Below are 14,974 nucleotides of genomic sequence, written 5' to 3' on the forward strand. Positions count from 1 at the left end.
CCTCCGGAGGGGATTCGCGGTCGTACGGCCTGTCATGCGGCGGCCCTCCCGGTGGCTGCGGCCATCACGGACTCCTCGGTGGCCTCGGAGCGCGGGATCTCGGCCGTGAGCCGGCCCTCATGCATCACCAGCACACGGTCGGCCATGCCGAGGATCTCGGGCAGGTCGGAGGAGATCATGAGGACGGCGACGCCGTCGGCGGCCAGCTCGCTGAGCAGCCGGTGCACCTCGGCCTTTGTGCCGACGTCGATGCCACGGGTCGGCTCGTCGACGATCAGGACCCGGGGCCCGGTGGCGAGCCACTTGGCCAGGACGACCTTCTGCTGGTTGCCGCCGGACAGGGTGTTGACGGTGTCGGCGATCCGGGCGTACTTCACCTGGAGCTTGACGGCCCAGTCGAGGGAGCGGCTGCGTTCGGCGGCGCGGTCCACCAGGCCGGCCTTCACGCTCGTCCGCAGACCGGTGAGCCCGATGTTGCGCTCGATAGACATGTCCATCACAAGGCCCTGGGCGCGCCGGTCCTCGGGCACGAGGGCGAGTCCGGCGGCCATGGCGGTGGAGGGTGCGCCGTTGGTGAGGCCGCGTCCCTGGACCTCGACCTCGCCCGCGTCCCAGCGGTCGATACCGAAGACGGCCCGCGCCACCTCCGTGCGGCCGGCGCCGACGAGTCCGGCGAGACCGACGATCTCGCCGTGCCGTACGTCGAAGGAGACGTCGGTGAAGACGCCCTCCCGGGTCAGCCGACGGACGCTCAGGGCGACTTCACCCGGCTGGACGTCCTGCTTGGGGTAGAGCTCGTCGAGGTCGCGTCCGACCATGCGGCGTACGAGGTCGTCCTCGGTCATGCCGTCGATCGGCTCGCTGGAGATCCAGGCGCCGTCGCGCAGGGTGGTCACCCGTTGGCAGATCCGGAAGATCTCCTCCAGGCGGTGCGAGATGAAGAGAACGGCGGCGCCCTGGTCGCGCAGGGTGCGGACGACGCCGAAGAGCCGGGCCACCTCGCTGCCGGTGAGGGCCGCCGTCGGCTCGTCCATGATCAGGACGCGGGCGTCGAAGGAGAGGGCCTTGGCGATCTCCACGATCTGCTGGTCGGCGATCGACAGGCCGCGGGCGGGACGGTCGGGGTCGAGCTCGACGCCCAGCCGCTGCATCAGGGCCAGGGTCGCCGCGTGCGTGGCCTTGTGGTCGATCCGGCCGACAGCGCGCCGCGGCTGGCGGCCCATGAAGATGTTCTCGGCGATCGACAGGTCGGGGAAGAGCGTGGGTTCCTGGTAGATCACGGCGATACCGGCGTCGCGGGCGTCGCCGGGTCCGTGGAAGAGGACGGGCTCACCGTCGAGGAGCACCTGACCGGCGTCCGGTCGGTGCACCCCTGCAAGGGTCTTGATGAGGGTCGACTTGCCCGCGCCGTTCTCACCGGCGAGCGCGTGCACCTCGCCGGGAAACAGCTCCAGGGACACGTCCCGCAGGGCACGCACCGCTCCGAAGGACTTTGACACGTCCCTGAGCGACAGCACGGGGGCCGGACCCGCTTTGGACGGGTGGGTCATGAGGGCTCCTCGACGACGCCGGCGGACTCCGTCTCGGCGTCGTGAAAGGTTTCAACTTGGTTGCCGGGACGTTAGGCGCGCCAGCCTCGTCACGTCAATGGGTCTCGGTCGAAAAACTTTCGATAGCCAAAGGTCACGGTCAAGGCACGGTAGACAGGGTTTGCCGCAACTCTTGACACCCCTACGGACGACCCATAGTTTCGCCGCTTGAATCGATTCATAACCGCACGGCTGACTGAGGAGCCCCAAGTGACCGACCTCGCTGCGGTGAAGGCCGCTCTCAAGACCCAGGCAGTGGAGACGCCGTCGTGGGCGTACGGGAACTCGGGGACGCGTTTCAAGGTGTTCGCGCAACCGGGTGTCCCCCGTGATCCATGGGAGAAGCTCGCCGACGCCGCGAAGGTGCACGAGTTCACGGGCGTGGCACCGACGGTCGCCCTGCACATCCCCTGGGACAAGGTCGAGGGCTCCGGCACCTACGCGGAACTGGCGAAGTTCGCCGAGGAGCGCGGCGTGAAGCTGGGCGCCATCAACTCGAACACCTTCCAGGACGACGCCTACAAGCTGGGCAGCATCTGTCACGCGGACGCGACGGTGCGGCGCAAGGCGCTCGATCACCTGCTGGAGTGCGTCGACATCATGGACGCCACCGGTTCCCGGGACCTGAAGCTGTGGTTCGCGGACGGCACGAACTACCCCGGTCAGGACGACATCCGGGAGCGGCAGGACCGGCTCGCGGAAGGTCTGGCGGAGGTGTACCGGCGGCTGGGCGACGACCAGCGGATGCTGCTGGAGTACAAGTTCTTCGAGCCGGCCTTCTACCACACCGACGTACCGGACTGGGGTACGGCCTACGCCCACTGCCTCAAGCTCGGTGAGAAGGCCCAGGTCGTCGTCGACACCGGGCACCACGCCCCGGGGACCAACATCGAGTTCATCGTCGCCACGCTGCTGCGGGAGGGCAAGCTCGGCGCGTTCGACTTCAACTCGCGGTTCTACGCGGACGACGACCTGATGGTGGGGTCCGCGGACCCATTCCAGCTGTTCCGGATCATGTACGAGGTGATCCGCGGGGGCGGGTTCACTCCCGAGGTCGCGTTCATGCTCGACCAGTGCCACAACATCGAGGCCAAGATCCCCGCGATCATCCGGTCGGTGATGAACGTGCAGGAGGCCACGGCGAAGGCGCTGCTCGTGGACCGGGAGGCGCTGGACGTGGCGCAGCGGTCGGGGGACGTGCTGGAGGCGAACGCGGTGATCATGGACGCGTACAACACGGACGTGCGGCCGTTGCTTCGCGAGATGCGCGAGGAGATGGGGCTCGACCCCGACCCGATGGCCGCGTACCGGCGGTCCGGGTGGGCCGCGAAGATCGCTGAAGAGCGGGTCGGTGGGCAGCAGGCGGGTTGGGGGGCGTGAACGGCTGCATTGCGTCTGCCGGGTAATACCGGTCGCAGGCTGCGGGCCGCATGTGGCCGGTCGCGCCCACGCGGCGGAGCCGCATATCGGCAAAGCCCCGCGCCCCTGGGGAAACGTACTCACCCTCTTTTGACGTAAGGACTGGAAGTTCATGGCACCGCACTCCGAAGCTGCCGCTCTCCTCGCTCGTTCGCACCGACTCGGCGCCGATCCCCGCAACACCAACTACGCCGGCGGCAACACGTCCGCCAAGGGCACCGACACCGATCCCGTGACCGGCGGCGATGTCGAGCTGATGTGGGTGAAGGGGTCCGGTGGTGACCTCGGCACGCTGACCGAGGGCGGGCTGGCCGTGCTGCGGCTGGACCGGCTGCGCGCGCTCACCGGTGTCTATCCGGGCGTCGAGCGCGAGGACGAGATGGTCGCCGCGTTCGACTACTGCCTGCACGGCAAGGGGGGCGCCGCCCCCTCGATCGACACCGCCATGCACGGGCTCGTCGAGGCCGCGCACGTGGACCATCTGCACCCGGACTCCGGGATCGCGCTGGCCTGTGCGGCGGACGGGGAGAAGCTGACGGCCGAGTGTTTCGGCGACACCGTGGTGTGGGTGCCGTGGCGGCGGCCCGGTTTCCAGCTCGGGCTGGACATCGCGGCGGTGAAGGAGGCCAACCCGCAGGCGATCGGCTGCGTCCTCGGCGGGCACGGGATCACGGCCTGGGGTGACACGTCCGAGGAGTGCGAGCGCAACTCGCTGCACATCATCCGGACCGCGGAGGCGTTCCTCGCCGAGCGTGGCAGGCCCGAGCCGTTCGGTCCGGCGCTCGACGGGTACGGGGCCCTGCCCGAGGACGAGCGGCGGGAGCGGGCCGCGGCCCTGGCACCGTACGTCCGTGCCGTCGCCTCCCAGGACAGGCCGCAGGTCGGACACTTCGCCGACGCCGACGTCGTCCTCGACTTCCTCGCCGCGGCCGAGCACCCGCGGCTCGCCGCGCTCGGCACCTCCTGCCCCGACCACTTCCTGCGGACCAAGGTCCGGCCGCTGGTCCTGGACCTGCCGCCGACGGCTCCCCTCGACGAGGCGATCGCCCGGCTGAAGGAACTGCACGCCGAGTACCGCGAGGAGTACGCCGCCTACTACCAGCGGCACGCCGAGCCCGACTCCCCCGCGATGCGCGGCGCCGACCCGGCGATCGTGCTGGTCCCGGGCGTGGGCATGTTCTCCTTCGGCAAGGACAAGCAGACCGCGCGGGTGGCCGGCGAGTTCTACGTCAACGCGATCAACGTGATGCGCGGGGCCGAGGCGGTCTCGACGTACGCGCCGATCGAGGAGTCGGAGAAGTTCCGCATCGAGTACTGGGCGCTTGAGGAGGCCAAGCTCCAGCGGATGCCGAAGCCCAAGCCGCTCGCGACGCGCGTCGCGCTCGTCACGGGGGCCGGCAGCGGGATCGGGAAGGCGATCGCCGAGCGGCTGGTCGCCGAGGGCGCCTGTGTCGTGATCGCGGACCTCAACGCCGAGAACGCCTCCGAGGTCGCCGAGGAGCTGGGCGGTCCGGACAAGGCCGTCGCCGTGACGGTGGACGTGACGTCCGAGGAGCAGATCGCCGCGGCCTTCAAGGCGGCGGCGCTGGCCTTCGGCGGGGTCGACCTGGTGGTCAACAACGCCGGGATCTCCATCTCCAAGCCGCTGCTGGAGACCTCGGCGAAGGACTGGGACCTCCAGCACGACATCATGGCCCGCGGCTCCTTCCTCGTCTCGCGCGAGGCGGCCCGGGTGATGATCGCGCAGGAGCTGGGCGGCGACATCGTCTACATCGCCTCGAAGAACGCCGTGTTCGCCGGACCCAACAACATCGCCTACTCCGCGACCAAGGCAGACCAGGCCCACCAGGTGCGGCTGCTGGCCGCCGAGCTGGGTGAGCACGGCATCCGCGTCAACGGGATCAACCCCGACGGGGTGGTGCGCGGCTCCGGGATCTTCGCGGGCGGCTGGGGCGCGAAGCGGGCGGCCGTGTACGGCGTGCCGGAGGAGAAGCTCGGCGAGTTCTACGCCCAGCGGACCATCCTCAAGCGCGAGGTGCTGCCCGACCACGTGGCGAACGCGGTCTTCGCGCTGACCGGCGGGGAGCTGACCCACACCACCGGGCTGCACATCCCGGTCGACGCCGGCGTCGCGGCCGCCTTCCTGCGATGAGCGCGAACGAGAAGGCGTACGCCGCGGTCGACCTCGGCGCGTCCAGCGGACGCGTGATGGTCGGCCGCGTCGGGCCCGACAGCCTGGAGCTGACCGAGGCGCACCGCTTCCCCAACCGGCCGGTCCGGGTTCCCGAAGGACTGCGCTGGGACATCCTCGGCCTGTACGGGGGTGTCCTCGACGGGCTGAGGGCAGCCGGACAGGTCGACTCCGTCGGCATCGACAGCTGGGCCGTGGACTACGGCCTCCTCGACGCCGACGGGGCACTGCTCGGCAACCCCGTGCACTACCGGGACCCGCGGACCGAGGGCGTCGCGGAGAAGGTGTGGGCGACGGTGCCCGCCGAGGAGCTGTACGCGGCGACCGGCTTGCAGTACGCCCCCTTCAACACCCTCTACCAGTTGACCGCGGCCCGATCCTCCGCCCAACTTGCCCACGCCAGACGGCTGTTGCTCGTCCCCGATCTGCTCACCTACTGGCTGACCGGCGAGCAGGGCACCGAGCTGACCAACGCGTCGACGACCCAGCTGATCGATCCCCGCACCCGCGAGTGGTCGTACGACATCGCCTCCCGGCTCGGCATCGACCTCTCCCTGTTCGCGCCGCTGCGGCAGCCCGGGGACGCGGCGGGTGCGCTGCGGCCACAGGTGCTGGAGGAGACCGGGCTGAGCGGGCCGGTGCCGGTGACGGCGGTCGGGTCGCACGACACGGCGTCCGCGGTGGCGGCCGTGCCGGCCGGGGGCGAGCGGTTCGCCTACATCTGCACCGGCACCTGGTCCCTGGCGGGCCTGGAGCTGGACGCGCCGGTGCTGACGGAGGAGAGCCGCGCCGCCAACTTCACCAACGAGCTGGGGCTGGACGGCACGGTCCGCTATCTGCGCAACATCATGGGCCTGTGGCTGCTCCAGGAGTGCGTACGCGCCTGGGGCGACCCCGACCTCGGAGCGCTGCTCCTGGACGCGGCCAAGGTCCCGGCGCTGCGGTCGGTGGTGGACGCGGGTGACGCGGCGTTCCTGGCGCCGGGCCGGATGCCGGAGCGGATCGCCGAGGCGTGCCGGCTCTCCGGACAGCCGGTGCCCGCCTCCCCCGCCGAGATCACGCGCTGCATCCTCGACTCCCTCGCCCTGGCCCATCGCCGGGCCGTCGAGGACGCGCAGCGGCTGGCCGGCCATCCGGTCGACGTCGTGTACGTCGTCGGCGGCGGCACCCGCAACGCCCTGCTGTGCCAGCTGACCGCCGACGCCTGCGGGCTGCCGGTGGTGTCCGGCCCGACAGAGGCGGCGGCCCTCGGGAACGTCCTGGTGCAGGCGCGGGCCCACGGGCTCGTCGGCGACCTGGCGGGAATGCGCGGGCTGCTCGTCCGTACGCAGCCTCTGACCCGGTACGAACCACGGGGCGACACCGCACGGTGGCGCGAGGCGCAGGCACGGCTCACCGTGGGGTGACGGGGACTCCCCCGGGCTGCGGGCCCGGACTACGCTTCACCCATCCGATGACCGACCACCACAAGGAGCCGCGATGCGCGTCGCCCTGTTCCTGACCTGTGTCAACGACACGCTCTATCCGGACACCGGGCGCGCCGTGGTGAAACTGCTGACCAGGCTGGGCGTCGAGGTCGACTTCCCGATGGCGCAGACCTGCTGCGGGCAGGCGCACTACAACACCGGGTACCGGCATGAGGCGGAACCGCTGGCCCGGCATTTCTCCGATGTCTTCCGGGACTACGAGGCGATCGTGACGCCTTCCGGGTCCTGCGGGGCGATGGTGCGGGAGCTGTATCCGCGGATGGGTGAGCGGGCCCGGGCCGAGGGGCGGGGGGACACCCTCGCGGCCACCCTGGCGCCGGTCGTCCCGAAGACGTACGAGCTCACCGAGTTCCTGGTGGACGTGCTGGGGGTGACGGACGTCGGGGCGTACTACCCGCACACGGTGACCTATCACCCGACCTGTCACGGGCTGCGCAGCCTCGGACTGGGCGAGCGGCCCCAGCGGCTGCTCCAGGCCGTGAAGGGGCTGGAACTGGTCGAACTGCCGGGCGCCGACGAGTGCTGCGGCTTCGGCGGCACCTTCGCGCTGAAGAACGCCGACGTCTCGGCGGCCATGGGCGCCGACAAGGTGCGCAACGCCGAGTCGACGGGCGCCGAGGTGCTGTGCGCGGCGGACAACTCCTGTCTGATGCACATCGGCGGGACCATGACCCGGCTCCGCACGGGCATGCGTCCGGTGCACATCGCGGAGATCCTGGCGAGCACGGAGGAGGAGCCGGCGGTATGAGCGGGACGTTCGTAGGGATGCCGGCCTTCCCCGAGGCCGCGCACGAGGCGGTGCGGAACACGACCCTCCGGGGGAATCTGCGCCACGCCACACACACCATCCGCACCAAGCGGGCCAACGCCGTGGCGGAGGTGTCCGACTGGGCCGAACTGCGGGAGGCCGGCAAACAGATCAAGGACCACACCCTGCGTCACCTCGACCGGTACCTCGTCCAGGTGGAGGAGTCGGTCACGGCGGCGGGCGGCATCGTCCACTGGGCGGCCGACGCCGACGAGGCCAACCGGATCGTCGCCGAACTGGTCAAGGAGACGGGCGAGTCGGAGGTCGTCAAGGTCAAGTCGATGGCCACGCAGGAGATCGGACTCAACGAGGCACTCGAAGCCGAGGGCATCCACGCCTACGAGACCGACCTCGCCGAGCTGATCGTGCAGTTGGGCAAGGACCGGCCCTCGCACATCCTCGTCCCCGCCATCCACCGCAACCGGGGCGAGATCCGGGACATCTTCGCGCGCGAGATGGGCGAGTGGGGCCGCCCGGCCCCCGAAGGTCTCACCGACACGCCCGCCGAACTCGCCGACGCGGCCCGGCTGCACCTGCGGGAGAAGTTCCTGCGCGCCAAGGTCGGGATCTCCGGCGCCAACTTCATGGTCGCCGAGACGGGCACGCTGGTGGTCGTGGAGTCCGAGGGCAACGGGCGGATGTGCCTGACCCTGCCCGAGACCCTCATCTCGGTCGTCGGCATCGAGAAGATCGTGCCGACCTGGCGGGACCTGGAGGTCTTCCTCCAGACCCTGCCGCGCTCCTCGACGGCCGAGCGCATGAACCCGTACACGTCGATGTGGACCGGTACGACGGATGAGGACGGGCCGCGGAACTTCCACCTGGTCCTCCTCGACAACGGCCGCACCGACACCCTCGCCGACGAGGTCGGCCGCCAGGCCCTGCGCTGCATCCGCTGCTCGGCGTGCCTGAACGTCTGCCCGGTGTACGAGCGGGCCGGCGGGCACGCGTACGGCTCGGTCTACCCGGGGCCGATCGGCGCCATCCTCAGCCCGCAGCTCCGGGGCACGGCGAGCGAGATCGACGCCTCCCTGCCGTACGCCTCGTCGCTGTGCGGTGCCTGCTACGAGGTGTGCCCGGTCGCCATCGACATCCCCGAGGTGCTGGTGCATCTGCGGGAGCGGATCGTCGAGGGCGGCCCGGTGACGCGGGAGGGCAACAAGGTGGTCCTCAAACCCGCGAAGGGGCATGCAGCGGAGCGGGCGGCGATGCGCGCGGCGCGCTGGGCGTTCGGGCGTCCGGGGGCACTGCGCGCCGGCCAGCGGCTCGCCTCCCGGACCCGTCGCTTCCATCCGCGGACCCTGCCGGGCCCCGGCAGCGCGTGGAGCGGGACACGGGATCTGCCACCGGTGCCGGCGGAGCCGTTCCGCGACTGGTGGCAGCGGACGCAGGGCGGGAACGGCGACAAGGGGGCCGCGAAGTGAGCAGCAGGGAGCGGATCCTGGGTCGGGTGCGACGCGCACTGACGGACGTCCCTGAGGACGACGCGCCGTACGAGCAGGCGTTCTCCCGGGACTATGTGCGCGAGCACGGCGCCCGGAGCGTCGAGCAGACGGTGGAGCTGCTGGCCGAGAACCTGGCCGACTACCGGGCGATCGTGCACCGCTGCACCGCCGCCGACCTGGCGGCGACACTCGCCGGGATGCTGGCCGCGCGGGGCGCGAAGACCGTGCTGGTACCGGCGGGCCTGGACCCCCAGTGGCTGTCCGCGGCCCGGGCCGAGCAGGTCCCCGACCGGGCGGAGAGCACCCCGCACGAACTCGACCGGGTCGACAGCGTGGTGACCGCGTGCGCGGTGGCCGTCGCCGAGACCGGCACGATCGTCCTGGACGGGAGCCCGGACCAGGGCCGCCGCCGCATCACGCTCGTCCCCGACCACCACGTCTGTGTCGTACGGGTTCCCGATCAGGTCGTGTCGTCGGTGCCGCAGGCCCTCGACCGGCTCGACCCGACCCGCCCGCTGACGTGGATCTCCGGGCCGTCCGCCACCAGCGACATCGAACTCGACCGCGTGGAGGGGGTGCACGGGCCGCGCACTCTGGAGGTGGTACTGGTGACGGCCTGAGCCGCCTGCCGGCTTCCCGGCCGACGGCGTCACGGCGTGGTCTGCACGGCTGCCGCTCCTCACGGCTACCGCCTCACGACTACCGCAGGAGCATCGTGGGGAGCGTCTCGTCCAGGATGCTCCGCCGGGGCAGGGTGAGGCCGAAGTGCCGCTCGATGACCTCCAGCGAGGTCCGGTGGACGACGCGCCGCTCCAGCTCGTCGTCGGGCAGTCCGGCGGCGGTCAGGCGATCCTGCACGGCGGACGCCACCTCGGGGTCCCCCTGAACGCCGTCGTATCCCCAGGACCCGTCCAGGTGCAGGTTGAACTCGCACATCAGGCGCTCGTCGTGGAGGTACGCGAAGGTAGGCGGTACGGGCTTGCCGTTCTCCTCCTCGAACTCCAGCAGGAAGACCTCCGCACCACCGCGCGAGACCGGGGGCGTGCCGCCGAACTCGGCCCACCAGCCGCCGTACTTGACCACGTACGCCCATTCGCCGATCTCTCCGTGGCGCAGGGCGATGCCGTTGTAGGCGTCGCCGAAGAGGCCTTCCAGCACGTCCTGCACCTGTCGGCCGGTGAGTTGCCCGATGGACCGCTTCTCCCGGGGCCGGTGCACGGTGTCGGCGACGCGCGAGGCGAGGGTCTCCGAGGCGAGGTCGCGGGCGATCACGATGCCGTAGCCGCCCCACGCGATGGACCGGGGCTCGGCGAGCCAGGCTATTCCGTCAGTCATGGAGATCACCTTGGCGCATCGGGCCGTTGGGTGTCACTGAGTACACCCTCGGATACGGGTTCTGCGCCCCATGTGCTCCGCCCGCCCTCTCCGTAGCTTCTTGAGCGAGGCACACGGCGTGCCGGACGGAGTGTGATGACGATGTTTCGCGCAGGCTCGCGACGTACGCAGGACACGGGACCCGCCGCCGAGGCACTGCGGCTGGTCAAGGTCAGCAAGACCTACGGGACACACGACAGCGCCGTGACCGCCCTTGACGGGGTCACCCTCACCCTCGGCCGCGGAACCTTCACCGCGGTGATGGGTCCGTCGGGTTCCGGCAAGTCGACTCTGCTGCAGTGCGCGGCCGGCCTCGACGTGCCGGACAGCGGCATCGTCCGGGTGGACGGCACGGAGCTGACCGGGGGCGGCGAGGCCGAGCTGACGAGGTTCCGGCGCGGCCGGATCGGGTTCGTGTTCCAGCAGTACAACCTGCTGGACACGCTGACCGTCGCCCAGAACACGGTGCTGCCGCTGAAGCTCGCCGGGCGGCGCGTGGACCGCGAGCGGGCCCGCGAGGTGCTGACGTCCGTCGGTATGGGCGACCGCCTCGGCCACCGCCCGGACCAGTTGTCCGGAGGGCAGCGGCAGCGGGTGGCGATCGCCCGCGCGCTGGTCACCGAGCCCCGGGTGATCTTCGCGGACGAGCCGACGGGCGCCCTGGACACGCGCAGCGCGCGGGACGTGCTGCGGCTGCTCCAGCAGGCGGTACGGGTGCACGGGCGGACCGTGGTGATGGTGACGCACGACCCGGTCGCCGCCTCCTACGCCGACTCCGTGCTGTTCCTCGCCGACGGCCGGCTGGCCGGGCGGATGGACGCCCCCACGGCGGACGCGGTCGCCGAGCGGCTGGCGCACCTGGGCGACGACATGACGCTGGGGGTGTGAGCGATGTTCATGCTGGCGATGCGGTCGATCAGGCAGCGGCCCGGGCGGTTCCTCGCGACGCTGCTGTCCGCCTTCCTGGGCGCGGCGATCATCATGACGTTCAACTCGATGCACGACACGGCGGCGCGGAGCGGTGTCGACTCGGTGAGTGCGCAGACCCTGACCACCGCCGCGAGCGTGGTCGGCGGCTACGGCACCCTCCTGGTGTTCTTCGCCGTCGCCTCGACTCTCACGGTCAACGTCCGCCAGCGAGCGTCCGAGTTGGAGCTGCTGCGTTGCTCGGGGGCGACTCCGGCGCAGATCAGGCGGATGGTGGTGGGTGAGGCGGTAACCGTGGCCCTGGTGGGCGCGGCGCTGGCGATCGGTCCGGCGATGCTCGGCGGGCGGGCGCTGCTGGAGGTGTTCCAGGACAGCGGTCAGGTCGCGCGGTCCGTCGAGCACTCCTTCGGACCCCTCGCGCTGACCTCGGGGGTCGGCGTCACCCTGCTCGCCGCGGCGGGCGCCGCGTTCCTCGCCGTACGGCGGGCGACGCGCGGTCACCAACGGCGGGGGCGGGGGCGGACGTTGTCCGGGTACGCCGCCCTCCTCGCCGGCGCCGCGGCGGTGTGCTCCACCTTCGCGATCCCGGCGACGGACGCGGCGCTGATGGCGGCACCCGCGTACGGGGCGATCCTGCTGTCCGTGGGCTTCGCCCTGCTGTCGCCGCGGCTTCTGAAGGGCGTCCTGGACCGGCTGCCGCTGACCGGCGCGAGCGGCTGGCTGGCGGTGCGCAACCTGCGCCGCCGGGCGGACCACCTGGCCGGCGTCCTGATGTCGCTGATCCTGTTCACGGCGGTCGCCACGGCCACGCTGTACCTGCAGGCGGTGGAGAGCGACGCGGCCGAGGCCTCGGGCCTGACCAAGTCGGTCGACGCCAAGAACCTGGAGACGCTGAACTTCACCGTCGTCGGCATCATCGTGGTGTTCGTCTGCGTGATGCTGGTCAACTCCCTGTACGCGGCGACGACTTACCGCGGCCGGGAGTTCGGGCAGCAGCGCCTGGCGGGAGCGACTGCGGGGCAGGTGCTGGGCACGGTGGGCACGGAGGGGCTGATCCTGACGGTCACGGGGCTGTTCTTCGGCACGGTGGCCGCGCTCGCCGGGATCATTCCGTTCACCGTCGTCCGCACCGACTCGATGCTCCCGGACCAGGGCCTCGGCATCTGGCTCGCGGTCGTCGCGGTCGCGACGGCGGCCACGCTGGGGACGATCCTGGCGACGGCCCGCAGGGTGCTGCGCACTCCGGCCGTGGGGGCGGTCGCGGTGGCCGCGTGAGGACTGCGCGGCGGCTGCGGGAGGCGGGCGCGGCGTGAGCGGGGGTTCGTCAGCGGGCGGCCGTTTCGACGGCCGCCCGCTGTTTTCTGATCACCGGATTACTGGTGGCACAGGCGCTGAACAAGCGCTTAGATAGGTAACCGTCCAGGTAACGCCGCCGAGCTGGAGGCCCCCGTTGTTCACTTCCGTCGACGACGTCTCCGCACGTCTCGCCGAAACCGGCTATCTCGCCTCGCCGGCCGTCGCCACGACCGTCTTCCTCGCCGACCGCCTCGGCAAGCCGCTGCTCGTGGAGGGCCCCGCGGGCGTCGGCAAGACCGAACTGGCGAAGGCCGTGGCCCAGGTCGCCGAGGCGCGGCTGGTGCGGCTGCAGTGCTACGAGGGCGTCGACGAGTCCCGGGCGCTGTACGAGTGGAACCACGCCAAGCAGTTGCTGCGCATCAGCGCGGGCCGGGACGAGACGTGGGACGAGGCGCGTACGGACATCTTCAGCGAGGAGTTCCTGCTGGCCCGTCCGCTGCTGACCGCGATCCGCGGCGACGAGCCGAAGGTGCTGCTGATCGACGAGACCGACAAGGCGGACGTCGAGGTCGAGGGCCTGCTCCTGGAGGTGCTCAGCGACTTCCAGGTCACCGTGCCCGAACTGGGCACGATCACCGCGACCCGCCGCCCGTTCGTCGTCCTCACCTCGAACGCCAGTCGTGAGCTGTCCGAGGCGCTGCGCCGCCGCTGTCTGTTCCTGCACATCGGGTTCCCCGAGGAGGAGCTGGAGCGGCGGATCGTACGGCTGAAGGTGCCCGGTCTCGACGAGGCGCTGGCCGAGTCGGTGGTCCGGGTGGTCGGCGCGCTCAGGGCCATGGACCTGCGGAAGGTGCCGTCGGTCGCCGAGACCATCGACTGGGCGCACACGCTCCTCGCGCTGGGCGCGGACACGCTCGACGAGACCCTCGTACGCGACACCCTGGGCGTGCTGCTCAAGCACCAGGACGACGTCCTGAAGGCCGGTGCCAAGCTGGATCTGGGAGCTCTGTGAGCACGCCGGCCGGAGTCGCGGACCGGCTGACGTCCCTGGTCGGGGCGCTGCGCGCGCACGGCATCCGCATCGGCACCGGGGAGACCGTGGACGCGGCGCAGGCGGTGGCGGCCCTCGGGCTCGCGGACCGTGAGCTGCTGCGGGAGGGGCTGGCCGCGACGCTGCTGCACGGCACGGCCCAACGGCCGGTGTTCGACCCGGTGTTCGATCTGTACTTTCCGCGGAGTCTGGGGGCGCCCAAGACGCAGGCCGCGGACCGGGACGACCTGCGCGACCGGCTCGCGGCCGCGCTGGCCGCGAACGACCGGGCGCTGATGGGGCGGCTGGCGGCCGAGGCGGTCGACGGCTTCGGCGGCTACGGTTCCTCGCCGGCGTCGGACGGCTGGTCGTCGTACCAGGCGCTGGACCGGCTGCGCCCGCAGACGCTGCTGGCCCGGGTGCGGGACGACGTACGGGCGCGGGGCGGCGGCGGTCCGGGGTTCACGGACCGGCTGCTGGAGGACGAGATCCGGCGGCGCATCGAGGCGTTCCGCGCTCTGGTGGGCGCGGAGGCGCGGCGGCGGGTCGCCGAGCGGCGGGGCCGGGACGAGATCGCGCGGCGGGCGGTGGCGCCGACCGCCGACCGGGTCGACTTCCTGTTCGCCGGGAAGGACCGGCTGGCCGAGCTGCGCAGGACGGTGCAGCCGCTGGCCCGCAAGCTCGCCACCCGGCTCGCCGCGCGTCGGCGGCGTGCCGCGCGCGGCAGCATCGACCTGCGGCGCACCCTGCGCGGCTCGCTGTCGACGGGCGGGGTGCCGATGCGGCCCGTGCTGCGCCGGCGGCGTCCCGCCCGGCCGGAACTGGTGCTGCTGTGCGATGTGTCGGGCTCGGTGTCCGGGTTCTCGGACTTCACGATGCTGCTGGTGCAGGCGTTGCACGACCAGTTCAGCAAGGTGCGGGTGTTCGCCTTCGTCAACCGGATCGACGAGGTGACCGGGCTGCTCGTGCACGGCGCCGCCGACCCGGAGGGCCTGGGCGCCCGGATCCGCGCCGAGGCGACCCTCACGGGGTGGCACGGCAGCAGCGACTACGGCGTGGCGCTGGGCGAGTTCGCGGAACGGTACGGCGACGCGGTCGGCCCGCGCACCACCGTGTTCGTCCTCGGTGACGCCCGTACGAACATGAGCGACCCGAACCTGCCCGCCGTACGGCAGATCACCGAACGGGCCCGCCGCGTCTACTGGTTGAACCCCGAGGCACGCTCCCAGTGGGGCACGGGCGACTCCGCCGCCCCCGACTACGCCGATGTCGTCGAGATGCACGAGTGCCGCAACGCCCGCCAGCTCAGCGCCCTGGTGGGGCGTCTGCTGCCGGTCTGACGCGCGGGGCCGGCCGCGGTCGGCCCTGGTGCGCCAGAGGATCATCCCGCAGATGTAGGGCTTGTCCC

General features: G+C 71.6%; 12 protein-coding genes. 10 read left to right on the forward strand and 2 right to left on the reverse strand.

Annotated elements, in window-relative coordinates; translation table 11 throughout:
- Positions 1–32 precede the first annotated feature (32 nt).
- Positions 33–1,550, reverse strand: coding sequence for a sugar ABC transporter ATP-binding protein (locus tag ACWBNA_RS11365; protein ID WP_482704158.1), 1,518 nt, complete (start codon positions 1,548–1,550; stop codon positions 33–35).
- 249 nt (positions 1,551–1,799) lie between these two features.
- Here ACWBNA_RS11365 and rhaI point away from each other — a divergent pair, with 249 nt between their 5' ends.
- From rhaI to ACWBNA_RS11395, 6 genes are all read left to right on the forward strand, one after another.
- Positions 1,800–2,969 carry an L-rhamnose isomerase gene (rhaI, locus tag ACWBNA_RS11370; RefSeq protein ID WP_482704159.1) on the forward strand — a complete coding sequence of 390 codons (1,170 nt, stop codon included), beginning with the start codon at positions 1,800–1,802 and terminating at the stop codon, positions 2,967–2,969.
- Between the two features lie 151 nt (positions 2,970–3,120).
- On the forward strand, positions 3,121–5,160 hold the full coding sequence (locus ACWBNA_RS11375) for a bifunctional aldolase/short-chain dehydrogenase (protein WP_482704160.1): 2,040 nt from the start codon (positions 3,121–3,123) through the stop codon (positions 5,158–5,160).
- Entirely contained in the window at positions 5,157–6,605 is a 1,449-nt protein-coding gene (locus ACWBNA_RS11380; RefSeq protein WP_482704161.1) for a rhamnulokinase, read from the forward strand. Before ACWBNA_RS11375 ends, ACWBNA_RS11380 begins: the two co-directional genes overlap by 4 nt.
- Before the next feature lie 73 nt (positions 6,606–6,678).
- Positions 6,679–7,434 carry a (Fe-S)-binding protein gene (locus ACWBNA_RS11385; protein WP_482704162.1) on the forward strand — a complete coding sequence of 252 codons (756 nt, stop codon included), beginning with the start codon at positions 6,679–6,681 and terminating at the stop codon, positions 7,432–7,434.
- Positions 7,431–8,918 carry a LutB/LldF family L-lactate oxidation iron-sulfur protein gene (locus ACWBNA_RS11390; RefSeq protein WP_482704163.1) on the forward strand — a complete coding sequence of 496 codons (1,488 nt, stop codon included), beginning with the start codon at positions 7,431–7,433 and terminating at the stop codon, positions 8,916–8,918. The genes ACWBNA_RS11385 and ACWBNA_RS11390 overlap by 4 nt, the downstream gene beginning before the upstream one ends.
- Positions 8,915–9,559, forward strand: coding sequence for a LutC/YkgG family protein (locus ACWBNA_RS11395; protein WP_482704164.1), 645 nt, complete (start codon positions 8,915–8,917; stop codon positions 9,557–9,559). The genes ACWBNA_RS11390 and ACWBNA_RS11395 overlap by 4 nt, the downstream gene beginning before the upstream one ends.
- Positions 9,560–9,638: 79 nt before the next feature.
- Here the strand turns inward: ACWBNA_RS11395 and ACWBNA_RS11400 are convergent, their stop codons facing one another.
- Entirely contained in the window at positions 9,639–10,274 is a 636-nt protein-coding gene (locus ACWBNA_RS11400) for a hypothetical protein (RefSeq protein WP_482704165.1), read from the reverse strand.
- A gap of 141 nt (positions 10,275–10,415) precedes the next feature.
- On the opposite strand from ACWBNA_RS11400, the gene ACWBNA_RS11405 reads away from it, so the two are divergent.
- From ACWBNA_RS11405 to ACWBNA_RS11420, 4 genes are all read left to right on the forward strand, one after another.
- Complete coding sequence (locus ACWBNA_RS11405) at positions 10,416–11,201, forward strand: ABC transporter ATP-binding protein (protein ID WP_482704190.1); 786 nt, start codon at positions 10,416–10,418, stop codon at positions 11,199–11,201.
- A gap of 3 nt (positions 11,202–11,204) precedes the next feature.
- Positions 11,205–12,515 carry an FtsX-like permease family protein gene (locus ACWBNA_RS11410; protein ID WP_482704166.1) on the forward strand — a complete coding sequence of 437 codons (1,311 nt, stop codon included), beginning with the start codon at positions 11,205–11,207 and terminating at the stop codon, positions 12,513–12,515.
- A 175-nt stretch (positions 12,516–12,690) separates the two neighbouring features.
- On the forward strand, positions 12,691–13,548 hold the full coding sequence (locus tag ACWBNA_RS11415; RefSeq protein WP_482704167.1) for an AAA family ATPase: 858 nt from the start codon (positions 12,691–12,693) through the stop codon (positions 13,546–13,548).
- A complete protein-coding gene (locus ACWBNA_RS11420; protein WP_482704168.1) occupies positions 13,545–14,906 on the forward strand; it encodes a vWA domain-containing protein in 1,362 nt (453 codons plus the stop codon). Before ACWBNA_RS11415 ends, ACWBNA_RS11420 begins: the two co-directional genes overlap by 4 nt.
- Positions 14,907–14,974 lie beyond the last annotated feature (68 nt).

The sequence above is a fragment of the Streptomyces sp. Q2 genome (assembly GCF_056820935.1).

Excerpts from the sequence above, each read along its gene's own strand:
- ACWBNA_RS11365 (WP_482704158.1), bottom strand. The coding sequence starts at position 1,550 with ATGACCCACCCGTCCAAAGCGGGTCCGGCCCCCGTGCTGTCGCTCAGG.
- ACWBNA_RS11375 (WP_482704160.1), top strand. The coding sequence starts at position 3,121 with ATGGCACCGCACTCCGAAGCTGCCGCTCTCCTCGCTCGTTCGCACCGA.
- ACWBNA_RS11380 (WP_482704161.1), top strand. The coding sequence starts at position 5,157 with ATGAGCGCGAACGAGAAGGCGTACGCCGCGGTCGACCTCGGCGCGTCC.
- ACWBNA_RS11385 (WP_482704162.1), top strand. The coding sequence starts at position 6,679 with ATGCGCGTCGCCCTGTTCCTGACCTGTGTCAACGACACGCTCTATCCG.
- ACWBNA_RS11390 (WP_482704163.1), top strand. The coding sequence starts at position 7,431 with ATGAGCGGGACGTTCGTAGGGATGCCGGCCTTCCCCGAGGCCGCGCAC.
- ACWBNA_RS11400 (WP_482704165.1), bottom strand. The coding sequence starts at position 10,274 with ATGACTGACGGAATAGCCTGGCTCGCCGAGCCCCGGTCCATCGCGTGG.
- ACWBNA_RS11405 (WP_482704190.1), top strand. The coding sequence starts at position 10,416 with ATGTTTCGCGCAGGCTCGCGACGTACGCAGGACACGGGACCCGCCGCC.
- ACWBNA_RS11410 (WP_482704166.1), top strand. The coding sequence starts at position 11,205 with ATGTTCATGCTGGCGATGCGGTCGATCAGGCAGCGGCCCGGGCGGTTC.